Here is a 24,748-nt window from a genome sequence, read left to right on the forward strand (position 1 = left end):
ACACCGTGAAGTGGGGGTCGGCAGGGACCGTCCGGCGCTGATATAGCGCGGTGCCCCGCCAGCTTCGGCTGGCGGGGCACTTGCGTTTCAGGGTACTTGTGTTTCCGGGGTACCTTGCGTTTCCGGGGCACTTGCGGCGAATTTTTATGACAGCCTATGGAGCCAAGAGATCGCCCGAGCGTCAGTAATTCTTGAATCCGCCCTTACCGGGTGGCGGCGGGAAAGCGCCGGGGGCCGGCGTAGGTGGAGTCGCTGGGGGCGAATACGGTGACACGGGCGGTGCATACGATATCGCGGGCGGCGTATAGGGCGACGTGGGCGTGGGACTGCTGCTCTCCACCACCATCACATTGCCGTTGGTTAGCACGATGTTCGTGGGGGAGTGTAGCTGGGCCATAGTCGTTTGCCGTTTGCGCCATGCATAAACGGCAATGATCAGGGCAAGCACAGTATAAATGGCGTGTTTGATGGTTGGATTATCTGCAAGATTGGGTGCGAATTCTTCCAAGAACATCAAAACAACAGTCAGCATGAGGATCAGGCTAGATATAACCACGATCGGGAAACTGACAATCGCATAGATGCGTCGAGAGGCCGCGTACAGCAGGTTATTGAGCTTGTGATAGGCGAATCCGACAATAACCATTGCAACAACAGCCCAAATGAAGTGGGCCGTTTCTGAGGATGTCAGCCATGTCATGTGGCCCATTGTGAAAATGCCGGTAAGCCCTATGGCAAGTACGTAGTCGGGGGAGAAGAGCATCCACAGCAGTAATCGCATGTAGAAAAAGAGGAAGGCGATGATGATCGCGAAAATGAGCAGTATGAACAGCAAGGGCATGCCTTCATCCTAACAATGTGAAATTTGTGCTAGCTGATACCTTGATGAGCGCGGAAATTGGTGCTTGAACAGTATTTGTTCTGCTGGATTTAGCGCTCTTTGCTGGTACCTTTTCCAATTTTTAATCGAGAAATTAAGACCTGACGGGTTGTCCGCTTCTCTAGAGTGGCGAATAGTACAACTATGTATCCGCACATAGGTGCAGATGTCACTGCACATAAGTGCACAAAGCTGGGTAAATGCTGCGCAATTTCTTTGGAATAGCTTTCGACCTGCGAAAATGCAGTTTAGCTATCGATGTTCGCGTTTAGCAAATATGCAAATCTGTGTGCGGGAACACATTTGTAAGCATGAAACTCGAACATACCAGTCACATAATTAACAGCGGAGATCGGAGACTATTAGTCCCTGATCTTTAGGTTTTGTCCATCCTCGACAAGGAAGTCAGTGAACTTCTATGGAACGTCGCATTTTTGCACACCGCGGTTTGAACCGTGTCGCACCCGAGAACAGTCTTGCAGCTTTTGAAAAGACTGCAGATGCTGGTCTCACCTGGATTGAGACTGACGTCGACATCCTTGGTGACGGTACTCCAATCGTCATCCACGACACGTCGCTTGATCGTACGACCAATCGCAGCGGGTCGTACTACGGCCTCGAGAAGGCAGATCTGGCATCGATTGATGCTGGTTCATGGTTCTCTCCGGAATTCGCCGGGCAGCCCCTGCCTACCCTTGAGCAGCTGATCGAGCTCCTCAACCGTCGTGGACTGAATGCCAACATTGAGATCAAGTCGAATGAGGCCGGTGGCGCCATGTCCATGCGCCTCATTGATTCGATTCTTGATGCGCTGACTGGACTCGACCCCGAACGAGAGGTTTTCTTCTCCTCCTTTAATCACGTGTTGCTGGCGAAGATTAAGGAACGCGCACCTCAGTACGAAGTGGGCTGCCTGTACGAGACTTGTGCTCTCTACGACGACTGGAAGTCCATGCTCGAGCTGGTTGGCGCGTCATACATTCACCCCGAGGACCGCGGTCTGACCAAGTCCAAGGTTGAGGCCTTCCGTGAGGCAGGCTTCGGTGTCAACGTGTGGACCGTGAACTCGATTGACCGAGCACATGAGCTCTTCAATTGGGGCGCAACCGGTGTCTTCACCGATGTTGCGGACTCTTTTGCCCATCTTCAGTGAGTGAATCTCGAAAGGTAAATTCAACAACATGTCTGAAACCTCAGTAGGCACAAAGTCGCGCCTCCCTAAGTTCATGCAGAAGGGACGCCTGGGCGGCTTCCTCTCTGTCGTGTTGACCGGCCAGCTGGTCTACGTCTCCTTCGAGGCGTTTAAGGGATCTCTGCTGATCCCCGTGACCAATGCTCTTGGCATTACGGTCGCTGACTTCGGTACCATCATGGGCTGGCTTGGCATCGCCATGTTCATGTACGTGCCCGCCGGCTGGGTGAACAACCGTTTCCCCATCCGTAACATTCTGATCGCCTTCGCCTCTTGGCGACTGCTGACCTTCCTGTTCCTGTGGCTCTCCCCGGTCTTGGGCTACCACCTGAACATCAAGATGCTTGTTGGCATTGCAATTACGTGGGCAATTTGGGACGCCATCGGTTGGCCCGCCGTCGTCAACGGCGTTTCCTTCATGGCATCCGACTCTGACTCCAAGGGCCGTGGCCTCGCAATGGGCCTCCTCGAGTCCATCCGTCGTGGCGTTGAGTTCTGCATGAACCTCATCATCATCGGCTTCATGGCTATCTTCCCGACCCACGCAAACGGCATCATGATCGGCTTCGGTCTTGCATACTCGCTGCTGCTGATCCCGAACATCATCGCCATCCTGCGCTTCGTTCCCGCCAACGCTGTTGCCGAGTCCGAAGGCCACTCCAAGAACACCGCAGCTCTCATGGGTCTGCTCAAGGTTCTGGCACAGCCCGGTGTCTGGTTCGCAGGTATCGCCGGCATGTGTGTTTACTGGAGCTACGTCAACCTGATCTACTCCTCGGCTCCTTACCTGAAGCTGGTCTTCCACGCATCTGACGCGGCCTCTGGTGCATTCGGTATCTTCTCGACCGGTTTCGTTGGCATCATCGCCGGCCTCGTTGCAGGTGTGCTCGCTGACTACGTCTTCAAGTCCTCGACCACCATGGTCGCAGTCGCTCTGACCGTTATCGCCATCGGCGTTGGTCTGGTTTACCTGCTGCCCGCATCCGACTCGATGATGTGGCCTGCAATGATCCTGCTGGTCGTCATGGCATTCGGTGTCTTCCTTGGTAAGTCCGTGCTGCTTGCTCCTATCGCCGAGCTGCACCTGCCCGAGGAAATCAACGGCTCCGCAATGTCGGTCGGTTCCTTCCTGGTCTACGCCTCCATTCTTTGGGGCAACCCGACCACCGCTGGAATCATCACCGCTCACGAGGCCAACCCCTACGATGGCTACCGCATCATCTTCCTGATCACGCTCTGCGTGGCACTCGTTGGTGCTGTTTGCGCCTACGCGCTGGTGTTCTCGAACCGTCGCAAGAAGGCTCTGAGCGCCGAGGTTGAGTGATCCTTTCGAGGACACTTTCCGCTGAATCCAAACCAGTTGGCCTCTCGAGGCTGAACTGACTGAGGCGGGTCCTTATCGTCCCAGGTACTTCGGTACCGGACCTAGACGATGAGGACCCGTCTTTTACATGTCCTCAAGCCCTTGCTTCCCCGTCATCACTCTCAACTTCTCCGGCCCGTCTTCGTCCACGCCTCGGCGTGATTGTGGAACAATAAGACCAGATCGCATCTACCATTCATCAACACATCTAGCATCAGCGCGAGGGGTTGGAAGCTTCATGGCTCTCTTTGAATTCGACGAGGGGCGTTTGATCCCTGCCCAATTCGGCCGCTCAGTATCCGACGGTTTGACCCCCGAAATCGTTGATGCCGTATGTAATCAGGTGCTCGAGATCGTTTCGCGCCCACTTTTCCCCATCACTTGGCGAGATATTTCCCCCTTTGAAGGTTCGGCCTTTGTCGATGGCTCCACAGAAGACGAAGCTCCTCGATTGACTGCCCTTGATCCTTCGGGTCAAGTTGTTTCGGTCGAGATTCTTGATTTCCTTGACTCAGATACGCTGATTCAGTCCCTTTCGCGCCTTGCTGGAACTGCCGCGCTGTCGTGGTCGGATCTGGCTCGTGAATATCCCGGAGGCGTCGCAGCTTTCAAGTCCGGGTGGATTCAATTCCGCGATTCAATGCCGCCCTCGCCCGGTGCGGGGCCGCGTCTGGTCATGGTTGTTGGCCGCATCGATCCCGCAGTTCGTCCGGCGCTTGAAGTTCTGGCTGCCTCCGGCGTTGAGGTTCATGAAATGAGCTTGCGCGAGATGAGCAATGGGCGTTCTTTCCTCGAAGTTCACGCTGTGGGCCCGCGTACCTACGCGCACGCTCCTCACCTGCTGGCCGGGCGCTCTGATGACGTCCCCGCGATCGCCTCGTCAATCCGGGACGTGTCCGCTCCCGTGACCATTGAATCCTCCGCGGCCGTTGACTTTGTTCCTTCCGAGCCTGCTGCCGACGCTGAGACCTTAGAGCCGCAAGCTCCTGAAATGGAAGCTGAGCACGCGCTCGAAGGAAGCGATTTGCATCATCATGCTGCGCCAGTCGTTGGTGAAGATGGTGACGACGACCTCGAAGAGGAGAGCGAAGAGCTCCGCGCCGCACGCGAGGCGGGGATCCCCATCCTCTCGCGAGATGCGGCTGCCCTGCGTGTCCTTGGACAGATTATTGCCGAGGATGTTCCCGCAATTATCGTTAAGGTTCCTCAGGCAGAGTGTGAATTCACTGCCGAGGGTCTGTTCCGCTCGGGCGAAGAGAGCTGGGATGACCCGCAGGATGCGCTTTCCTACTTTGGTGTTTCCGGTAACGGCTGGACGCTGTGGCACCTGGGTGGGGAAGAAGGCCCGACCTTGGGTGAGTCCCTGGCAGAGGTCAACCGAGAGATCATTCGCGAGTACTCACGCGATTAGATAAACGCCTTAATCCAGCGATCCATTGTTTCGTAGACCCGTGCGCGCACCTGAGGGTCAGAGAGCAGCAGGTCGTGCTTGCCCGGGAAACTGGCAATGGTGACCAGTGGCCCTAAGCGCGATGAGCGCTCCAAGATGACTTCCCGATCTAAGACGACGTCACTTGAAAAGGTTTCTGGCGTGAATTCTTCGCTGAAGAAACTTGATGTCGACATCATCGAAAGCACTGGAATATCCAATTTGACCGAAGTTGCAACACTGTCGTGGCCTTCAAGGATTGCCTCGAGCCAGGCTGCGTAAACCGGGTAGGAGCCGGGACGCTTCCACTCCAGCGCGTAATCCCATCCCTGAACAGCGGGGTCGTCGGCGTAGGCCTTGAGAGATTCCGGTAGGGGGGCTTCTAGCGAGTTCCAGCCCTCGTGGAGCGAGCGTGCGTAGTTATCTGGGCCGCTGCCTCCTCCTGGAACCGCCCACATCGGATTTCGAGAGGCAATGCGTTCAAGAATTGGAGCCATGGTTGAACGCATGGAAGCCATTGTCTGCATTTCAAGCCACGCAGAATTCAAGATGAGGCCGTCGATCGCGCCGGGATGGCGATTTGCCCACAGTGTTGCAAGCAATCCGCCCGTTGAGTGACCCATGAGAACAAGTGGAAGGTCGGGATAATCATTGCGGATCAGATCCAGAGCTTCTCCGAGTTCCTCATCGTACAAGCTGAGGTTCGAAACGAATCCCATGCGCTGGCCGGGGCGTAGCGAACGGCCGTACCTGCGTAGGTCGATTGCGTAGAAGGCCCCTGCGCAGTCGGCTATATTTTGGGCTAGCTCGCGCTGGAAGAAGTAGTCGTTGCGGCCGTGAATGTACAGGGTAATGAAACGGGGGGAGGGGGAAGAAGCTGCGTGGCCTTGGTAGCGAACCAAAGTTGCAACAACAGGACCTGCGTCATCATCCATGAGGGGGATGGTGCGCGATTCGTAGCCCTCACCCAGCACGTCGCGTCGCCACTGGCCAACGGGGGCTGGACCTTCTTCTCCCCAGGGGGCCAGCACGGCCTCGTCGACGAGGCCGTCGAAGCCATCGGTGCTGCTTGGGGACTCGGGGAGCTCGGTTTCGTCCACTGTTCTCACTCCTGTGTTGGGGATCTGCATTGATTTTATGTGGATCTTCGCGTGAAAGATATCGTTATTTGGGGCAAATGTTACAAATGTTGCGATCGTGATTTATGTGGCTTCGGTTAAACATTGTTGCGAATGTTGCCTAAGTGAACTACTCTCGAATGCTGTATATGACGACGCACGCCCTTATCCCGGCGTACAACGACAGGTGGACCAGTGAGACGTGAGACAAAGCGCCGCGGTATTCGCGCAATCAGCGTGACCGCGCTATTTGCATCACTCGCTGCAGCAACTCCCGGTATCGCTCTTGCAGCTCCCAGTGACGAAGAGATCGCACGAGCCCGCGAAGCCGAAAATGCGGCAAAAATGTCGGTCGCTCAGATCGAAGTAGAACTTGCAAGCGTAAAAAGCGAAGCTGAAGTTGCACTTCAGAAAGCCATGAGTGCTGAGGAAGAGCTGAATGGTGCCCGCTACTCGCTTGAACAGGCGACTCAGACCGCGCGTCAAGCGCAAGCGGATGCTGATAAAGCGAAGGCTGATTACGAGGCGGGGAAGCAAGAGATCGCCTCCATCGCACAGACAGCATACCGCGATGGTGGTTCATCCCTTGACGCCATCGCCCCCTATCTTTCCGCCGACGGGCTGCGCACGGTCGAAACCAAGCAGGCTACGCTCAACTCCTTCTCGGCCTCGGCGAACGTCAAAATGCAAAAGGTTGCCGCGCTCGAGCAGGTCGCAAACGTCATGAACGACGCTGCGATCCAGGCGCAGGCAAAGCAGGCGGAAGCAACCGCACAGGTTGAAACTCGTACCGCTGCGGCTCAGAGCGCTGCAAATAACGCAAGTAATGCACAGGCAATAACTGCTGCTCGCCGTGATGCTCTGGTTGCGGAGCTCGCGCGCAAGCAGAACACAACCGTTGAGCTGATTAATCAACGCGAGGCCGAGCTTGAGGCGCAGCGTCAGGCGGCAGCAGCTGAAGCCGCACGCCAGGCTGCCGCAGCAGAGGCTGCGCGCCAGCAGGCAGCTGCCGAATCTGCACGTCGCGCACGTGAACAGCAGAACTCGTACACGCCAGCTCCTGCCCCGGCAGCCAGCTATGACGATGACACTCCATCGCGGGGTGGCGGTGGCGGCGGTAATTCTGATGCCGCTGCAGGCGCCATCGCTTGGGCGAAGAGTAAACTCGGTGCGCGATACGTGTGGGCGGGCGAAGGCCCCGGCTATGACTGCTCCGGTTTGGTCACCATGGCGTACCGTTCGCAGGGTATTTACCTGACCCACTGGTCGCAGGCACAGTACTCGGAAGGTACTCGCGTGCCGGTCAGCCAAGCCCAGCCCGGCGATCTGATTTTCTGGAACTGGGATGGTGGCAACATCGACCATGTTGCGATCTACCTGGGTAACAACCAGATCATCGAGGCGCCCACCTTTGGTGTTCCGGTTCGAATCACCTCGATCTACGGATGGAGCGCGGTTCTGCCCTACGCAGTGCGCGTGGTATGACGGTGTGAGTCGGGGGCATTCTCCTCTAATTCACACACGAAGTTGGTGAATGACACGTGGCATAGCCTGTGACATTTCGCGACGTCCTGTGGAGGTGGCTGGACAATCGGCCCGGGCGTTTGGGGAAGACGCCCGGGCCTCGTTTTATCTGCGTGGGACGACTAGTTCTGAGCCGCAGCGCTGAGATGTTTATGCTGAGGGCGCTACAGATCCGTTTGTGAGTTGGCTCAACTTAGAGCAAACAAGAAATAAGTTCCCGTAAATGGTCGTTTTCTCTGGTGACGCCACAAATTGGCAACGACGCATCAGCGTTTCGTCATCGCGAAGAGGAATGTCATGATCACCTTCGACCACGTGTCGAAAACATATTCACCCGATACGAAAGCGGTTGAGGATTTTTCTTTAACGATCGCCCCGCACACAACAACGGTGTTCCTGGGGACCTCAGGCTGCGGCAAGACAACACTCATGCGAATGGTGAACCGTATGGTGACTCCCACCTCCGGAACTGTTACAGTCCGTGGCCGCGATGTCGCGCATGAAGATCCTGTCGCCCTTCGCCGCTCTATTGGCTATGTCCTTCAAGATGGCGGTCTTTTCCCACATCGAAATATCGTTGACAATATTGCAACCGTTCCAGTTCTAGAAGGCGCGTCAAAGGCAAGCGCGCGAGCAGATGCGCTGAAACTCATGGAGCTCGTCGGCCTCGACCCCTCGATGGCGACGCGCTACCCCGCCCAGCTTTCCGGAGGTCAGCGTCAGCGCGTCGGTGTTGCACGAGCCTTGGCAAACCGTGCAGACATTCTCTTGATGGACGAACCCTTCGGAGCCCTTGATCCTCTGGTACGCGCCGACCTCCAGCGCCAACTTCGCCGCATTCAAAAGTCCCTGGGCACCACGATCCTCTTCGTCACTCACGATATTGACGAGGCCATTCTTCTGGGAGATCGCATTGCACTCCTTCGTGAGGGAGCACAGATTGCACAGGAAGGGACTCCGCGCGACCTTCTCTTAAATCCAGCCAATGACTTTGTTCGCGAGTTCCTCGGAACCTCCGCAATCAGCGAGCGCGAACGAATCTTGGAAGGTGCAACCGGCGGAGACCAAGCGAAGAAACCCGGTACGGCCTCGGAAAACCACGCCCAGGGGGAACGCGCGTGAATTGGCTCTCCGCTTCCTGGGCACTCATTGGCGAGCTCACCCTCACCCATCTCACCATCGCAGTGCCCGCGATTATTGCTTCGGTGCTGATTGCAGTTCCTATAGGAGCGTGGGCGCAGCGTTCGAAAGGGTTTGGGGGTGCAGTTCTTTCTTTCCTGACAGTTCTCTACGCGGTGCCTTCGTTGCCCCTCCTGATTGTCATTCCTGTTCTGTCAGGAATTGCTCTTCGCTCGCGAGTCAACATGGTTGTTGTGCTAACGATTTACGGAATCGCCGTGCTGATTCGTCAGTGCGCCGAGGCCTTCGCCGCTGTTCCTGCTGACGTCCTCGAGTCCGCCGATGCACTGGGAATGTCGTGTTTCCGCCGATTCTGCACGGTTGAGCTTCCTTTGGCCATTCCCGTGATCGTTTCTGGGACACGAGTGGTCATTACCTCGACGGTATCTTTGGTCACAATTGGTGCGTTCATTGGTGTGCGCTCGCTGGGAACTCTGTTTACCGATGGCTTCCAGCGTGGATTAACCGTTGAAGTTTTGGCTGGTCTGGTAATGACGATTGCCTTGGCTCTGCTTTTGGATGCACTTGCAGCCGGTCTGGGAGCGCTAATGACACCGTGGAGGCGAAAGTAATGAACCTCCTATTTGAAGCCTTTCAATGGCTGGTGGATGGACACAATTGGCTAGGGCCATCCGGGATTCTCGAACGAGTGGGTCAGCACATCGTCTTCGTTGCAGCTGTTGTTTCTATTTCGGCACTCATTGCATTGCCAATCGGAGTGTATATCGGGCACACCGGACGTTGGAAGAACCTCGTCATGATCGGGACCGGCGCCGCGCGTGCGGTGCCTACTCTTGGCCTCCTCACCCTGGTTGGCTTGTGGCTTGGAATCGGTTGGCAAGCTCCCTTGATTGCTTTGGTTGCACTTGCAATCCCGCCGATTATCGCAGGTGCATATTCCGGTGTGATCTCTTCTCAAGGATCATCCGATGCGGCGCGAGCGATCGGTCTGACTGAAGGTCAGATCCTCACACAGCTTGAGATTCCAGCGGGCGCACCACTGATTCTTGCTGGTGTGCGCTCAGCGGTACTCCAGGTGATCGCGACGGCCACACTGGCTGCATACACAGCGAACCTTGGATTGGGACGTTTCCTCTACACAGGGCTGAAGACGCGTGATTATGGACAGATGATCGGAGGCGCAATCGTTGTCGTTGCGCTGGCACTCGTCACCGACGCCATACTTGCAGGGTTCATACGTCTCCTGCGCTCCAGAACCCATTCGGATTCACAAGCTTTATAACTTCATCACATTCGCTTACAGACTTTTCTGCACTCAGAAGACAAAACCAAAGGAGAGATAATGAAACGCTCTGCTCTCGCCGCCGTTGTAGCGGCATTTACTGCCGTTGTACTCACCGCATGCAGCACAGGGAAGTCCCTAGAAGGTGGTGAAAAAGCAGAGGAAGGTGCGGCCTCGTCAAAGATCGTGGTTGGCTCCCAAGACTACTACTCGAATGAAATCCTGGCCGAGGTCTATGCCCAGGCGCTTGAAGGATCAGGCTTCACGGTCGAGCGTCAGCTGCGCATTGGTCAGCGCGAGGTCTACATGCCCGAGCTGGAATCCGGTTCGATCGATGTTTTCCCCGAGTACACGGGCAACTTGCTCCAGTACTTCGATAAAGATGCGAGTGCTCGTACGGATGCTGAGGTTTACCAGGCACTGGGTGCGGCCCTGCCCAAGGGGTTGCGCGTATTGGACGAAGCCCCCGCAACCGACCAAGACTCCTATGTTGTCACCACTTCTTTCGCTTCCGAGCACTCTCTAAGCTCAATTGGCGACCTGGCGAATGCTGGACAGATCACTCTTGGAGGCAACTCTGAGCTTGCCACGCGTCCGTATGGGCCGAAGGGACTGGAATCGGAATACGGTGTGAAGGTTGGTTTCACGCCGATTGAAGACTCGGGCGGGCCGCTGACGGTAAAGGCGCTGAATGATGGTTCGATTCAGCTGGCGAACATCTACTCTTCGGACCCCGCCCTTGCAGACGGAAGTCTGACGGTCCTCAAGGACCCGAAGGGCCTCTTCTTGGCATCGCACGTTGTGCCAGTTGTTTCCACGAAGATCAACCAGGATGCAGCCGCTGTTATCAACAAGGTCAGTGGGGCTATGGATGCCAAGGATTTGATTGAGATGAATCGGCAGTCGACTGTTGAGGCGCAGTCTGCCTCCGCGATTGCGTCGAAGTGGCTTGAATCAAAGGGGCTGCCGCACAAGTAAAAGGCTTGATGCGCAAGTAAGGCACTTGCTGCGTAAGTGAGGTGCTCGCTGCACAAGTAAGGCACTTGCTGCACAAGTAAGGCACTTGCTGCACAAGTGAAGCGGGCACTTCACGCTTGCTGTGGTTGTTCGGGGGCGCTTGTGTGGTGTCAGGTGCCGCCAGCTCATCCCGAAATGCCACACGAAGTTGGCAATTCTCTCATCTAATTGCACACGAAGTCGGTGAATGTCATGCGCTATAGCCTGTGACATTTGGCGACAACGTGTGGAGGTTAGGCGAGCGTAGAGCTTTCGTGTGGAGGTAGTTGGGGTGCTGCTCGTGATGCTCTCGCCGCTTTCGCAACAGGGCGTTCGTTCTCTGCTGCCACACGAAGTTGGTGAAAGACGCTGGATACTCAATCGATATACCCCTTGTCCCACAGCTGGCTAGAAGTCGTTGGTATGGCCTCGAGCAAGTCGAGCCGTTGGGCAAGATCGATCTGAAGACGAGGCAGGTTCTTTAGCTGCTCCCACGAGTATCGAATGACATTCCATCCGCAGTCGCGCAGGTCCTGTTCTCGACGAATCCACCGTTGTTTTGCGCGGTAGAGGTCTTCATTCGTACTTCCCAGTTTGCTCATCCCATCGAATTCGATCGCGACGTCTTTCTCTGGAAGGGTGAAATCAATGAAGTACCTCCCTGTACTGCCATTAATTTCGAACTGAGTCAGCACGGGACCGCTGTAGATGCTTCGAATCGCGTAGAGCATTGCCGCTTCGGCGGGGTTATCGCATCCTGCATCTGCGTTCTTCACAATGAGCTTCGCGGTAGAGATTCCATATTTCCAGCCGTTTTCCTGGGCAATAGATAATCGTTGAGTAAGTTCCTCGCGTAGGTTGTTTTCACGCTTCCTTGAGTCCCCGATGCACTGTAGCGAAAAATTAGATTCGGTGTGCAGTGTCATGCACATGGCGACAAAAGCCTCAAAGTGTTGCGACCCCATCGCAAGACGAAGAGCTGCATCCAATTTGTCTTCTACGAGAACACCATTCTCTGTTAACCGGTGATCTGTCAGCGGAGGTCTGCGCAGTTTCCTCACCTTCACACGTGGAATGGTGAAACCTGAGTAGCGCACCGATGGGAGAGTGGAATTTGGATAGGGCTGAGGACACCAAAAGGTGATGTCGTGGTTCGATGACCACAGTGGAACTCTCTGGACACAAAGCGAGCTGGTTCCAACGTATACAATCCGCGGATCTCGTGATTGTGCGAGAGAAACAATACGTGCACGATCAATGTATTGATTAACTTCCCACCGAGCTAATCCCGCCGGAATGGTCAGTATAAATCCGCGTTTCACCCTGACTTGTGAGTGAGAGCTTCCGTCTATTGGTGCTAAATGAACTTCTCGTGTCGATCGGGAGAGCACGCTCCCTTCTGTCTCTTCTTCGTTCATCTATTCAGTGTTTAATAGCGGCATCCAAACGTACGAACGTTGGAAAGATCTGTGGAAAACGCCGATTGTATGTACACCCTATGGATCGCTCTTGGGCGAATCGTATGAGTGGCGCTTATGGCTTGGCTGCTCCCGTTCGTTATCTCAGAAAAGTCACATGAAGTCGCTAAACGTCACGGGTTATAGCCTGTGCCATTTGCCGACTTCGTGTGTCTGTTTTGTAAACAGGATTGGGCTGGTGTTCGTGAGAACACCAGCCCAATCCCGTTGAAAAAGTGTTTAAGCGATCAGTGCGCGTTGAAACCGTGCTCTTCTGCGCGCTGGTAGGAACGACGAATTTCTTCCTCGGCCTCTTCGCGTCCAACCCAGTGTGCGCCCTCAACGCTCTTGCCGGGCTCCAGGTCCTTGTAGACCTCGAAGAAGTGCTGGATTTCAAGACGGTGGAATTCTGAGACGTCTTCGATCTCGGTACGCCATGCTGCACGCTGATCGGATGCGGGAACACACAGGACCTTATCGTCACCGCCTTTTTCGTCGCGCATACGGAACATGCCCAGTGCGCGGCAGCGGATCACGCAGCCCGGGAAGGTCGGCTCTTCAAGCAGAACCAACGCATCCAAGGGGTCGCCGTCTTCGCCCAAAGTATCGTCGATGAAGCCGTAGTCATCGGGATAGCGAGTCGAGGTGAAGAGCATACGATCCAAACGGATGCGTCCCGTTTCGTGGTCAATCTCGTACTTGTTTCGGTTTCCCTTAGGAATCTCGATGGTCACGTCGAATTCCATTAGAGCCTCTCCTGACTGGTTGAGTCGTTGATCCACCACGTGGATGTCGATTACGTATTACTACCCCTCGAAGCATTAGGGTTGTTCCTAGACCATTGATGGAAGGACAATCCCCACATGCGACGCGGGACTACTGCTGCGATTGTAGGCGCTACTAGCGCCGTGGTGCTGATCGCAGCCTATTTTGTGGCAGATGTGCATGATATCGCACCTGGCATCTTCACACTTTCTCAAGCATCCGCGCCATCTGCAGCCCCCACAGCCTCTGCTGTGCCCGCTCCTACATTGAATGTTTCACAGTCGCAGAGTGATAGTCAAGCTCCCAGCGCCCAACAACTCCAAGAAGCGTGGGCTCCCGCGGCCTCGGCAGCCGAAGAAGGCGGGTGGAACGCATGGGCGCTCGTCGTTGATGCGAACAACGGTCAGACGCTCTTCCAAAGTAATGCGGAAAGCGCCCACACTCCGGCTTCAATCACCAAGATCCTCACGGCCTATACCGCACTCAGCCACCTGGACCCCAATGCGCACCTGACCACTTCGGTCGCGCAAAGTGATGATGACATCTACCTCGAAGGGGAAGGCGACCTTCTCTTGGGTGAGGGAACCAACTCCCTTGAGGTCAGTGGGCGCGCAGGCCTCGAAACCCTTGCAAAAGACACGGCAAATGCCTTGGTCTCTCAGGGAATTTCTCACGTCGAACTTCACGCGGCTCCCGCGCTCTTTGCCGACACCAAGCGTCCCGCCTCGTGGAGCGAACAGCAGGTTGCCGGCTACGAAGGCCAGCTTGCTCCCTATGCGATCGATGCGGGTCGCACCTACCCGAAGTCCAATGAGTTCTACCCCGACTCAATCTCCAATGTCGCGGAGGTTTTCGCACAAAAGCTCAGTGACCAGGGGATCTCCGTCGATTTTGGTGTCCGAGGCGCAGCCCCGCAGGGTGCGAACCGGATCGCATCCGTTCAGTCTGCAAGCCTTGATGAGCAGATTCGCTGGATGCTCTACCACTCAGATAACACCCTTGCAGACCAGTATTGTCACCTTGCGGCGCGCCAGGCAGGCTCTGAAGTGACATTCGATGGTGCGGTCAAGAATCTTGAAAAAACTTTGGCCGATCGCGGAATTCCCACGGATCAACTCTCGCTGGAGGACTGCTCGGGCCTGTCCTCGAATGACCGGATTGCGCCAAAGACCTTGGCGGCAATTCTTTCCCAGGGTTTTGAGGCCTCGCAGCCCGTTGCGCCACGAGTGGTCCGAAACCTGCCCTGGGCGGGCGTGCAGGGAACCCTCGCACACCGCTTGAATGACGAGGTCGTTGCTGGCAATGCGCAAGCGAAAACGGGATCTCTTTCGCAGGTCTCTTCACTTGCGGGCGTGGTGTCGACCTCGAAGGGACATCAGGTGATTTTCATCGTCGGTTTCGACAAAGTCCCCGATGATGGCGCGTATTCAACTCGCAGCTATCTGGATGATTTTGTCACTGCCATTGCAAAGATGTGAGTGCTTCCAAGCATTCGCTGAGCGGTGCCGGTGAAGCTGTGGCTTCAGTTGAAAAGGCTGCATACAAGCGCAGAGCAATTCGATAGCATAGAGACATGCCGTTGTATCCCTCACTCACACAGATCGCGCGCCTGAGCGCGATGGGCATGTTTTCTGGACCGCGGGCTTCAGCCTCATCGGCGCAGGCGATTGTCTCGCGTCTTCGACGCGGACAAGAATGGGCTTCTGGGCGTCTACCTTCCCTGATCACTCGCTTCGCTGAGTTTTCCTCTTCTGATGTGCAGGACAGCGTGCACGTGGACCTGCCGATCATTGAGCGTCGCAGCGCAATGATCCAGTGGGCAGATTTTGCCGATGAATGGGGAGCGCGCCCGCGCAGTCTTCCCAGCGCAGCCACCCTGTGCACGGCTTTAGGAGTGCTGGCCAAACATTCTCTGAGTGTGAGCGGACCTAGCGGTGCTGCTGCCTATATTGTCGCCCCGAATGTTTTAGAGGCGGGTGTGCGCGCCAAGTTTGATCTGGGAGATTGGGCAAAGTGGGTGTCTTTGCGCGCGGGGGTTGACACTTGGCTGTCCATGCGAACGCCTTTTTATCGGGAGTACTGCCGCGAACTTGTTACCGCCGCGCCGATTGATGCCATTGATGCTGAAGAGCTTGCACGTCAGCTGCTTCTTCGTGAGTGTCTCATCGATGTTTTTATGGATTCATTGACTCCGAAAGATCTGTCTTCGGTCAATTGGATTACTGCGCATCGGCCTGCAGATTTTATGGTTGATGGGGCTCTGATTAGCCTGCTTGGGGGAGTGGCTCCCGGAGGAATTACTCAGCTTCGCCGTGAGATGGCGAATGAAGTCCATCAGATCTTGATCGGTCCTGGCCTTGAATCGATTTTCAACAACCGGATGTGGCCGAGCTTCCAGTGATCACAATTCCCGCTAATCCCAAGGGAGATGTACGTACACTCTCGCTGGAAGTGCGTCCGCACGTTCAGTGGGCCGTTCAGCACTGCGATGCTTTACTCATTGCCGTATCCGGGGGCGCAGACTCAACTGCGCTCGCGGCGGTGACCATTGATCACTGCTTGCGCGCGGGCTCTACTCCCCACACCTTGACCGTTGATCACGGGATCCGTGCTGGATCGGATATCGAGGCGCGTGAGGTGAGTGAGCGCATGGCTTCGCTCGGTGCCCACGCCGAATGGGTGAGCGTCACGCTTGCGGCAGAAGGGGGGCCCGAGGCCTCGGCTCGCGATGCGCGTCGGCGTGCTCTTGTGGACCATGCCAGATCTTTGGGAGGGCGCGTTGCGGTCTTCCTCGGACACACGATGGATGATCAGGCTGAAACCGTGCTTTTGCGTTTGGCGCGCGGCTCTGGAGTTGGGTCATTGAAAGCGATGAGCTCACGTGATGACGCGGGAGAGATCGTCTGGATCCGACCAATTATAAAATGTCGACGTATTGAGACTATTGGTGTATGCCGCGAACTTGGTCTTCCCTGGGTTGATGATCCTTCGAACGCTATGGATGGTCCTTGGAGGGCCGCTGATGGAAGTGCACTCCGTCGAAGCGCGATCCGAGAATGTGCGCTTCCCAGTTTGCGCAGCAGCTTGGGGATCGACCCCGTACCCGCCCTTGCACGCACTGCGGAGCTGTCCGCAGCCGATGACGAGGCCTTGGATCAGTGGGCGAACCAGGTGTGGACATGCGCGTGGGAAGCAATGCCGCCAGGGGAGGATACGGCCTCGGGAATGGGAATCCTCAAAATCGAGTGCCTGCGGCAGGTTCCCCAGGCGGTGCAGATGCGCGTCCTACACCGCTACCTGAGCGCACTTGGCGCACCGAGCTATGTGCATCTGCAGGAAGCGCGCGCACTTATCGACCACTGGACGGGACAAGGGCCCATCTCGGTTCCAGGGGGAACACTCTTACGCAAGGGGAAGGGAAAGCAGGCGTATCTCATTGCCATGACACCTGCTGACTCCTCCTTGTTGCGCCAAGAGCGAGAAACTCTGCCACGCTGAGCGCCTCTTTGCGCACATGTGGCACTCTTATAAAGTCGGGACCCGCACAGGAAAGGACATGGGACTGTGGACGCACAGGACATGGGAAACGCACTCGAACGCATTCTGGTTACGGAAGACGAGCTGGCACGCCGAATGGCTGAGCTTGCCGCTGAAATTGATGCCGATTACCAGGGTAAAGAAATTCTTCTTGTGGGTGTCCTCAAGGGCGCGGTCATGGTTGTCGCCGACCTCTCGCGCCACCTCCACACTCCTCTCTCGATGGACTGGATGGCTGTTTCCTCCTATGGTGCGGGCACTAAGTCGACCGGCGTTGTCCGTATTCTCAAAGACCTTGATGCAGACGTCACCGGTCGTGATGTCCTGATTGTCGAAGACATCATTGACTCTGGACTGACTCTGTCGTGGCTTCGCGAAAACCTTCTGGCTCGAGGCGCAGCCTCTGTGGAAATTGCTGCTGCCCTGCGCAAGCCCGACGCTCTCAAGGTCCCGGTCGAGGTCAAGTACGTCGGTTTCGATATCCCGAATGAATTCGTCGTGGGCTACGGACTGGACTACGCAGAGCACTACCGTCAACTTCCCTTCGTTGGGACCCTGGCACCGCACGTATACGGCGGCTGAAAGGTAAATCCATGGCAGATAACACTCAGAACAAGAAGAAGAGGAATACCTGGGGGCTTGTTGCAATCCCATTGCTTCCCCTGGTGATTGCCCTGTTCTTCCTGTGGACGTGGTTCCAGCCGCAATCGGTGGATACTTCCGAAGGTCTTCAGATCCTGAAGGAAGCTCAGATTGAACGCGTCGTTGTTAACGATGGAACTCAGCAGGTCAACTTGGTGTTGAAGGACCCGTGGACCCACAAGTCCACCGGTGTCAATGACCGCGAACGGAGCCTAGGCCGGAACATCAGCTTCACCTATGCACGCACGCAATCGCAGTCAATTGTTGAGTCGGTTGAGAAGGTTAATCCCGGTAAAGGCTGGGATGCGTACTACCCGCAGTCCTCGTTCCTGAGTTCAACTCTTGCCGCGATCTTTCCCTTGGCGCTGGTCATGGGTCTTTTCTGGTTCTTTATGAGCCGTATGGGTGGATCCCAGATGATGGGTCCCTTTGGCCAGACCCGTACCAAGGACTTTAACCAGGAACGCCCGAACGTTACCTTTGCAGACGTGGCCGGTGAAGACGAGGCCGTTGAGGAACTTGAAGAAGTTCGCGAGTTCCTGATTGCCCCCGAGAAGTTCCGCAAGGTCGGTGCTCGCATTCCTCGCGGTGTGCTGCTCTACGGCCCTCCCGGAACCGGTAAGACCTTGCTGGCGAAGGCTGTAGCGGGTGAAGCTGAGGCTCCCTTCTTCTCCATCGCAGGTTCGGAATTCCTTGAGATGTATGTCGGTGTTGGCGCTTCGCGTGTGCGTGATCTTGTATCTCGGGCAAAGAAGGTTGCTCCCGCGATTATCTTCGTCGATGAAATTGATTCGATCGGTCGTCACCGCGGTTCTGGTTATGGTGGCGGTTCAGATGAACGCGACCAGACCCTCAACCAGCTGCTCGTTGAGATGGACGGCTTTGACGATTCCTCGAACCTGATCTTCATCGCGGCGACAAACCGTCCCGATATTCTTGATCCCGCCCTCCTGCGTCCGGGCCGTTTTGACCGACAGATTGCGGTTGAAGCCCCCGATCTGAAGGGACGCGAGGCAATCCTGCGCGTGCACTCTGCGGGCAAGCCCCTGACCGATGATGTCGATCTGCACATGATCGCAAAGCGCACTCCCGGCTTCACCGGTGCGGATCTGGCAAATGTCTTGAACGAGGCCGCTTTGCTGACTGCTCGTTCAAATGCTGACTTGATTGATAACCGCGCGATTGACGAGGCCATTGACCGTGTGATTGCCGGCCCACAGAAGCGCACTCGTGTCATGAATGACCACGACAAGCTGGTAACCGCGTACCACGAAGGCGGCCATGCCCTGTGTGCAGCGGCATTGCGCTACACGGATCCGGTCACGAAGGTCACCATTCTGCCGCGTGGACGCGCGCTGGGTTACACCATGGTGCTGCCCACCGAAGATCGCTACTCCAAGACCAGGAATCAGATTCTTGACGATCTGGTCTATGCAATGGGGGGTCGCGTTGCCGAAGAAATCGTGTTCCGTGATCCTTCAACCGGTGCGTCGAACGACATCCAGAAGGCCAGCTCTCAGGCTCGTGCGCTCGTTACTGAATACGGCATGTCCGATCGCGTGGGTAACGTCCGTTTGACTGCGGATGATTCGGACCCGATGACCGGTTATGGTACCGGTCGAGGCGCTGAGCGTGCCTATTCTGATGAGCTTGCTTCTGTCGTTGACCAGGAAGTGCGTGCGCTCTTGGATAACGCAACCCGTGAGGCTTGGGAGATTCTGACTAAGAACCGTGCGGTTCTGGATCGCTTGGCCCAGCGTCTTTTGGAAGAAGAAACCCTGGATGAAGCTCAGCTTGCTGAGATCTTCAAGGATGTCATCAAGCAAGATGAGCGTCCGGTGTGGAATTACGGTGCGGAAGGCGCAGTTCAGGGCGCGGTTATGGGAAATCCCATCGCTATGCCCCTCAGTGATCGCGCGCAGTCCGAATCTGCGGATGATCCTTCGGCTGATCCGGCTGCTCCCGCAGAGGTTTTGGATGACCCCGATGGTGGTATCGCGCCCGAGGAGAATGCCCAGTGAGTTACGATCAACAAGGCGTTGAAGAGGCCTCACGCGCACTTCTTGAAGCCGTCGGCGAAGACATTAACCGCGAGGGGCTTCACAATACTCCCGCGCGGATGGGCCGTGCGTGGCGTGAACTTCTCAGCGGCCTCGAAGAAGATCCTCGTGACCATCTCAGAACCACCTTCGAAGTGGGTACTGATGAGATTGTCATGGTCCGCGATATTCCCTTCTACTCTGTGTGCGAGCATCACCTGCTGCCTTTCTATGGGCATGCGCACGTGGGATATATCCCCAAGGGTGGCCGTGTCACGGGGCTCTCAAAGCTCGCGCGCGTCGTCGAAGGCTATGCGCGTCGCCCGCAGGTTCAGGAACGTCTGACAGCTCAGATCGCGGATGCGATCGATGAGGTTCTTGCGCCTCAGGGTGTCATTGTTGTTGTCGAGGCCGAGCACATGTGTATGACGATGCGAGGTATTTCCAAGCCGGGGTCCTCGACCGTGACCTCTGCTCTTCGTGGAATCGTCAAGCGCGACGCCACTCGCGCGGAAATGATGTCTTTGGCATTGGGTGGGGTCCGCCGATGATTTCTGTCGAGGCATCTTCCTCATGGGCGCTCGCGGGAGGTGCACAACCGCCTCGTCTTCCCGAAGGGATTGATCTGCCACGGGATCGAATGCTTGTCATGGGCATTTTGAATGTCACCCCAGATTCCTTCTCGGATGGGGGACGTTTTCTAGATCCGGGAGCGGCACTCGACCACGCTCAGGAAATGCTTGACGAAGGTGCGGACCTGGTCGACTTGGGCGGTGAATCAACGCGTCCGAACTCCACGCGAATCAGCGAGGATGAAGAATGGGAGCGAATCGGCTCGATTATTCAACGCCTTGCTGCATCCGGGGTTGTTGTTTCTGTCGATACCCTGCACGCATTGACAGCGCGTCGTGCGGCAGACGCGGGTGCTGCCATCATCAATGATGTCAGTGGAGGACGCTGGGATCCGCAGATGAATGCGGCCGTTGCATCGACCTCCTGTGCCTATGTTATTCAGCACTATCGCGCGCTTCCGGGGATGCCTGAAGAGTCTTTCGACTACGGTGATCAGCCCATCGCAGTTGCCTTGAGAGAGCGTGTTTCCCAACAGGTTCGTGATGCTCTCGAGGCCGGGGTTGAGCCCGAGCGCATCATTGTTGACCCGGGACTGGGTTTTTCACTGAATAACGAACAATGCTGGTCTCTCGTCGCGTCGCTGCCGATTTTTGCTGAGCTTGGGTACCCTGTTCTTATAGGTGCGTCCCGGAAACGCTTCCTCGGTCAGTCCCCCCTTTCGGACCGAGATGAAGCAACTCTCGATATATCTCGGCGCGCGCTTTCAGAAGGAATATGGGCCGTCAGGGTCCATGCCATAAGCCAACAAGCAAAGCTTGTACGTGCAGGGAGGTGAGGGCACGGTGGGACAGCTCGATGTGATCGCGTTGCGCGGTATTACAGCTGAGGCTGTCCACGGAGTTCTCGAAAAGGAGTGGGACGCTCCTCAAACCTTCACTGTTGACCTGCTTTTGTGGGTTGATACCGATCGCGCTGCACTTAGTGATGATATCGCCGATACGGTTTCTTACGCCGAAATTGCAGAGAAAGCTCACGCGATCCTTGGGGGCCCCTCGGTTCGTCTGATTGAAACACTTGGCCACAAGATCGCTGATGCAGCTCTTGAAGATTCGCGTGTTCGCGGCGTTGAGGTTATTGTCCACAAGCCTGAAGCGCCCATCGACGTTCCCTTTACCGATGTTTCGGTGACAATCCGCAAGGGTGATATCCCACTTCCTTTCGTCGCGGCATCGAATGTTGTTCCCCCCAGTGCTCCCGATACTGATGGGGATCTGCCCCCTGCTCCCTCTGCACCCAGTGCACCATCAGATGTCGTAACTTCCCAGGAAAAGGAATCCCAGCCCCCTGATTCGGATAAGCCTGTTCAGCTGCACTCTCCCGCGGCGCCGCAGCAGCCCGCCACGGCCTCGGAGCTAGTGGCGGACACGGTTCAAGAGGAAAACGAAGCGGCACGCCGCGAAGAGCCTGCCGAGGATGAGCTTGACGCACCCTCGTTTCCACGTGCAGTAGTGCTCGCACTTGGTGGAAATCTGGGCAATGTTCCCGTCACCCTCAAGCGAGCAATTGACGAAATGTCCAGCTGGGATGGCCTGGAAATTACGCAAGTTTCGCCTCTGGTTCGTACTCGCGCGGTATTGCGTCCCGACCAAAAGCCTCAGCCTGATTATTGGAATGCCGTCGTTTTGGGAACGCTGTCCATGGCACCCCTCGACCTTTTGGATCGGATCCACGAGCTTGAAGCACGCTTGGGTCGTGTACGTCATGAAGTCTGGGGCTCGCGCACCATCGATATCGACATCATTCAAATTGACGGTGTGAGCTCGGATGACCCGCGTCTGACGCTGCCACATCCGCGTGCACATCAGCGTGCTTTTGTGCTCTCTCCGTGGCTGATGGCCCAGCCCAAGGCTGAGCTTTCCGGCTTCGGCGCCGCATCGGAGCTTATCGCACAGGCTCCGGATCGTGGTGGAATTCTTGACGCAGTGGGGGACTGGCTCGAAGATCCCGGATCGGTGATCACTGATTCGGATGAACTTCTTCACCGGATGCGCCTTCCTCGCCTCGATCATGCTGAGCAGTTGCGTCCTTTGAAGCTTGAGACAAATTCCCAATCCTCGCGTCCGAGTCGCCTGGACATGCTTCCCGAAGCATCGCGTTCTGGCCTTGCTCCCACTGATGAAGGCGCCGATGTGACCTGGCATCGCTTGTGGGATCGCTGGGGTGCCCCGGTTGAATCCGTTGAATCGCGCCATGTCGAGCTTTCGAAGCCTTCTGCCTCAGCAGTTTCCGCCGCTCAACCCGCGCCTGCGCCCAAAGAAACGTCCGTGTCCTCTCCGGTGGATACTTCCGGTGAGGTACCCGCGCAGCTCGCAAGCCGCCAGGTTCCTGCACCTTCTCCCGTGAGTGCACCTCCGCTTCGTCGACTGCACCTGTCGGCCACCCCGTCTCCGGCAGATACGACTGCGGCTTCCGCCAACCTTGCTCAGGGCATGGTCTCTTTGGAGCCTCGTCGTCCTGTCCCTTCTGCGGAGCCTGAGCGCCCCGTCGTCGAGCGCCAGTCGCTCCTCGAACGCCTGCAGGGCAGCACGCTTCCACACCCCATTCCCGAGGCCGCACCGCAGTCTTCCGATACCCCGAGCGCACAAGAGCCAGCGCAGAATTCTCCCTCAACTTCACCGATTACAGCTGAGGTTCCCGTTGGGCGTCGGACTCGTCGCCCGCGTTGGCGTCCGGTAACCGAAGAAGGAACGGGTATCTCGACGGCTAATTCGCCGCGTCCATTCCGTGCGCGTACTGATCGTCTTGCTGCACAATCTCATCGTGCAAAGCTCTCGCACCGCGCACCTGCTCCTCAAGAGCAACAGACGCTCGGAGTGGAAGCGACCCAGCCAAGGCGGAGCTCGCTCTTTGCTCGCCGTCCCGAGCCGGCCTCGTCAGCGGGAAGTCAGGCCTCGGCTCCCACGCAGGAGCGCGCGCGTACAGAGAATGCTGCACCTGCACAAAACGCTTCGGGGGCGAAGCCTTCGGCTGGCTCTGCCCAGCGGAAGTCCGCTTCACTGGCTCGCGCCTCGCGCGCGCTGCCGGGCTGGAACTTCTCTGAGGACGTCCGTGTTGTGGATGACTCCAGTGCGCTGAGTCCGCGTGAGGAAGTGGATCGTCCTTCGCCGAGCTTGCCGCCTCGCTACAGCCATGTTCTTGATCCCAAGCTCGATGACTCCATTGATCAGGGACCAATGACTCCGGGCTCGCGGACCCCCTCCTCTGTCAACCGCGACGTGACAATCCGTCCAAGCATTACCGGTCAGATTCCAGTCTTCCGTCGTCGTCCTGAGGATTCATGAAGCCGCTGAGTATTGTGCTGTTGATCGCCGAGGCAGCCGCTGCTTCGGCGCTTGCCGCAGCCGCAACCGCCTTTGCGATTCGCCAGGGTGCGGGGCCGTGGATTATTCATCCCGCCCTGGCTCTGGTTTTTGTTGTTGTTGCTGGCGTACTTCTCTGGATGGGAATCCAGGTTCGGCGCTTTCGAGTACATAAGGCTACTTGGGTTGACGCCGTATCGGCCTTCCGAATTGCAATGTTCGCTCGTGCGAGTGCGCTTGGCGGTGTGATCAGTGCTGGACTTTTAGCAGGTATGTCATTGGCCTTCCTCGCTCGCTGGGAAGCGCAGACCAGTGTTTACGCTGGAATTTGCGGACTGATGTGTGCGCTCGGTGCTGGTTTGTGGGGCATTGCCGGAGTGATCGTTGAACGCTGGTGCGTCATCGACCCAAAGGATGATGACACTGAGGTGATGAAGTCGCGCGCTCGGCGTGACAAAGGCGCTCTTGGGGCACAACGGAATGCTCGGAAGAGCGATTTATCTGAGGGGAGAAGGTAGTCTCATGCCCAATAGACCACGGTCTTCTTCAGCCTCAGCATCACGCTCACGCGCTCCTCGCGCAGGACGTCCAGGTGCTCGTCCCACAGTCCGTTCGGCTGGGACTCCTCCAAGAAAACCGGCTGGGGGACAGGTGCCCCCTTCCCTGTGGGTCAGGCGTATTATCACCGGATTTGGATTGCTTGTGATCATCGCACTTGTTGTGTGGGGGATTGCAAAGGCCGTTTCAGCGGTCACTCACTCTTCCGTGCCTAAGGCCACTCCAAGCGCCTCTGCAACCCCTTCGCCGACGCCCACTGCCACAGTGACACGCTCTGGAACCGCAGCGCTTCAAGATGGTGAACAGGCCACAGCCGATGGAATTGTCGATGCGGAAGGGCGAGTTCGTATTCCCGCCTGCGCTTCAGCGGATCTGACTGTTCGACCGACCATTTCTGGTGGCGAGGTTGGCCAAGCCAGGAACATCTCGGTCGCCATTGAAAACCGTGCGGGAGTCGCCTGTTCGTTTGAGTTCGGACACATTGATTTTAAGATCTCTAGCGGCGACGAAACGGTTTATGACGGTTCGAAGTGCCAGCGTGATCGCGAGAGTGCGACGTTGCTCTTGATCCCCGGGGATACCTGGAATGGTGGTCTGACGTGGGATGGTGGGCTCTACTCGGGGTGCGATGCGAAGGACCGGAATTCCGATGGTGCGACCGATCCTGCTCCAGCTGGAACTTATCGTTTACAACTGCTGTTGAATGGCCAGACGGTCGGAGACGAGCGGGTATTCACTCTCACTCAGCCGGTTCAGCCAACGACTGGAGCAACGCCGGAACCTTCGCAATCCAGCACTTCTGAAGCGACTAGCGCTCCGCGGGGTGAAGAAGGACATTAAAATTCTTCCCCACTGAGGTGAGGAGCAATGAGGGATGTCCAAACGTGGGGCTAG

22 protein-coding genes are annotated in these 24,748 nt (G+C 56.7%); 18 read left to right on the forward strand and 4 right to left on the reverse strand.

The window, feature by feature from the left end; genetic code table 11:
• Window positions 1-181: 181 nt before the first annotated feature.
• Complete coding sequence (locus QZR18_RS00885) at window positions 182-841, reverse strand: hypothetical protein (protein ID WP_295910039.1); 660 nt, start codon at window positions 839-841, stop codon at window positions 182-184.
• A 457-nt stretch (window positions 842-1,298) separates the two neighbouring features.
• On the opposite strand from QZR18_RS00885, the gene QZR18_RS00890 reads away from it, so the two are divergent.
• The 3 genes from QZR18_RS00890 (at window position 1,299) to QZR18_RS00900 (ending at window position 4,846) form a co-directional block, all read left to right on the forward strand.
• On the forward strand, window positions 1,299-2,033 hold the full coding sequence (locus tag QZR18_RS00890) for a glycerophosphoryl diester phosphodiesterase (RefSeq protein ID WP_009408533.1): 735 nt from the start codon (window positions 1,299-1,301) through the stop codon (window positions 2,031-2,033).
• A 28-nt stretch (window positions 2,034-2,061) separates the two neighbouring features.
• On the forward strand, window positions 2,062-3,396 hold the full coding sequence (locus tag QZR18_RS00895; protein WP_178706195.1) for an MFS transporter: 1,335 nt from the start codon (window positions 2,062-2,064) through the stop codon (window positions 3,394-3,396).
• A gap of 277 nt (window positions 3,397-3,673) precedes the next feature.
• A complete protein-coding gene (locus QZR18_RS00900) occupies window positions 3,674-4,846 on the forward strand; it encodes a hypothetical protein (RefSeq protein ID WP_178706192.1) in 1,173 nt (390 codons plus the stop codon).
• Here the strand turns inward: QZR18_RS00900 and QZR18_RS00905 are convergent.
• The gene (locus QZR18_RS00905; RefSeq protein WP_178706189.1) at window positions 4,843-5,994 is read right to left on the reverse strand and encodes an alpha/beta fold hydrolase; all 1,152 of its coding nucleotides are present in this window, start codon (window positions 5,992-5,994) and stop codon (window positions 4,843-4,845) included. The two genes, QZR18_RS00900 and QZR18_RS00905, sit on opposite strands and share 4 nt — an antisense overlap.
• A gap of 183 nt (window positions 5,995-6,177) precedes the next feature.
• Here QZR18_RS00905 and QZR18_RS00910 point away from each other — a divergent pair, with 183 nt between their 5' ends.
• From QZR18_RS00910 to QZR18_RS00930, 5 genes are all read left to right on the forward strand, one after another.
• Complete coding sequence (locus tag QZR18_RS00910) at window positions 6,178-7,467, forward strand: C40 family peptidase (RefSeq protein ID WP_178706186.1); 1,290 nt, start codon at window positions 6,178-6,180, stop codon at window positions 7,465-7,467.
• Between the two features lie 336 nt (window positions 7,468-7,803).
• A complete protein-coding gene (locus QZR18_RS00915; RefSeq protein ID WP_178706184.1) occupies window positions 7,804-8,628 on the forward strand; it encodes an ABC transporter ATP-binding protein in 825 nt (274 codons plus the stop codon).
• Complete coding sequence (locus tag QZR18_RS00920; RefSeq protein ID WP_178706181.1) at window positions 8,625-9,257, forward strand: ABC transporter permease; 633 nt, start codon at window positions 8,625-8,627, stop codon at window positions 9,255-9,257. The genes QZR18_RS00915 and QZR18_RS00920 overlap by 4 nt, the downstream gene beginning before the upstream one ends.
• The gene (locus tag QZR18_RS00925) at window positions 9,257-9,928 is read left to right on the forward strand and encodes an ABC transporter permease (protein WP_178706178.1); all 672 of its coding nucleotides are present in this window, start codon (window positions 9,257-9,259) and stop codon (window positions 9,926-9,928) included. The genes QZR18_RS00920 and QZR18_RS00925 overlap by 1 nt, the downstream gene beginning before the upstream one ends.
• Window positions 9,929-9,988: 60 nt before the next feature.
• Window positions 9,989-10,906, forward strand: a complete 918-nt coding sequence (locus QZR18_RS00930) for an ABC transporter substrate-binding protein (RefSeq protein ID WP_048711474.1) — start codon at window positions 9,989-9,991, stop codon at window positions 10,904-10,906.
• Window positions 10,907-11,301: 395 nt separating this feature from the next.
• Here the strand turns inward: QZR18_RS00930 and QZR18_RS00935 are convergent, their stop codons facing one another.
• Both QZR18_RS00935 and QZR18_RS00940 read right to left on the reverse strand, forming a co-directional pair.
• Window positions 11,302-11,913, reverse strand: coding sequence for a DUF559 domain-containing protein (locus tag QZR18_RS00935; RefSeq protein ID WP_178706175.1), 612 nt, complete (start codon window positions 11,911-11,913; stop codon window positions 11,302-11,304).
• Between the two features lie 716 nt (window positions 11,914-12,629).
• Window positions 12,630-13,127, reverse strand: coding sequence for an inorganic diphosphatase (locus QZR18_RS00940; protein WP_009408546.1), 498 nt, complete (start codon window positions 13,125-13,127; stop codon window positions 12,630-12,632).
• A gap of 117 nt (window positions 13,128-13,244) precedes the next feature.
• Here QZR18_RS00940 and dacB point away from each other — a divergent pair, with 117 nt between their 5' ends.
• The 10 genes from dacB to QZR18_RS00990 all read left to right on the forward strand — a co-directional run bounded on the left by dacB (window position 13,245) and on the right by QZR18_RS00990 (window position 24,694).
• Window positions 13,245-14,624: a D-alanyl-D-alanine carboxypeptidase/D-alanyl-D-alanine-endopeptidase gene (gene dacB, locus QZR18_RS00945; RefSeq protein ID WP_178706172.1), complete on the forward strand. Its 1,380-nt coding sequence runs from the start codon at window positions 13,245-13,247 to the stop codon at window positions 14,622-14,624.
• A 95-nt stretch (window positions 14,625-14,719) separates the two neighbouring features.
• Window positions 14,720-15,547 (forward strand): hypothetical protein, encoded by an 828-nt coding sequence (locus tag QZR18_RS00950; RefSeq protein WP_178706169.1) that lies wholly within the window; start codon window positions 14,720-14,722, stop codon window positions 15,545-15,547.
• Complete coding sequence (gene tilS / locus QZR18_RS00955; protein ID WP_178706166.1) at window positions 15,529-16,644, forward strand: tRNA lysidine(34) synthetase TilS; 1,116 nt, start codon at window positions 15,529-15,531, stop codon at window positions 16,642-16,644. The genes QZR18_RS00950 and tilS overlap by 19 nt, the downstream gene beginning before the upstream one ends.
• A 66-nt stretch (window positions 16,645-16,710) precedes the next feature.
• Window positions 16,711-17,265 carry a hypoxanthine phosphoribosyltransferase gene (hpt, locus tag QZR18_RS00960; RefSeq protein ID WP_178706164.1) on the forward strand — a complete coding sequence of 185 codons (555 nt, stop codon included), beginning with the start codon at window positions 16,711-16,713 and terminating at the stop codon, window positions 17,263-17,265.
• An 11-nt stretch (window positions 17,266-17,276) separates the two neighbouring features.
• The gene (gene ftsH / locus QZR18_RS00965; protein WP_178706162.1) at window positions 17,277-19,346 is read left to right on the forward strand and encodes an ATP-dependent zinc metalloprotease FtsH; all 2,070 of its coding nucleotides are present in this window, start codon (window positions 17,277-17,279) and stop codon (window positions 19,344-19,346) included.
• Window positions 19,343-19,915 (forward strand): GTP cyclohydrolase I FolE, encoded by a 573-nt coding sequence (gene folE / locus QZR18_RS00970; RefSeq protein ID WP_178706159.1) that lies wholly within the window; start codon window positions 19,343-19,345, stop codon window positions 19,913-19,915. The genes ftsH and folE overlap by 4 nt, the downstream gene beginning before the upstream one ends.
• Window positions 19,912-20,772, forward strand: a complete 861-nt coding sequence (folP, locus tag QZR18_RS00975; RefSeq protein ID WP_295910046.1) for a dihydropteroate synthase — start codon at window positions 19,912-19,914, stop codon at window positions 20,770-20,772. Before folE ends, folP begins: the two co-directional genes overlap by 4 nt.
• Window positions 20,773-20,779: 7 nt before the next feature.
• A complete protein-coding gene (folK, locus tag QZR18_RS00980) occupies window positions 20,780-23,278 on the forward strand; it encodes a 2-amino-4-hydroxy-6-hydroxymethyldihydropteridine diphosphokinase (protein WP_295910048.1) in 2,499 nt (832 codons plus the stop codon).
• Window positions 23,275-23,814 (forward strand): DUF3180 domain-containing protein, encoded by a 540-nt coding sequence (locus QZR18_RS00985; protein ID WP_178706153.1) that lies wholly within the window; start codon window positions 23,275-23,277, stop codon window positions 23,812-23,814. The genes folK and QZR18_RS00985 overlap by 4 nt, the downstream gene beginning before the upstream one ends.
• Before the next feature lie 4 nt (window positions 23,815-23,818).
• Window positions 23,819-24,694: a phage prohead protein gene (locus QZR18_RS00990; protein WP_295910050.1), complete on the forward strand. Its 876-nt coding sequence runs from the start codon at window positions 23,819-23,821 to the stop codon at window positions 24,692-24,694.
• Window positions 24,695-24,748 lie beyond the last annotated feature (54 nt).

Source organism: uncultured Actinomyces sp., from assembly GCA_900541895.1.
In the GTDB taxonomy this organism is placed as follows: domain Bacteria; phylum Actinomycetota; class Actinomycetes; order Actinomycetales; family Actinomycetaceae; genus Pauljensenia.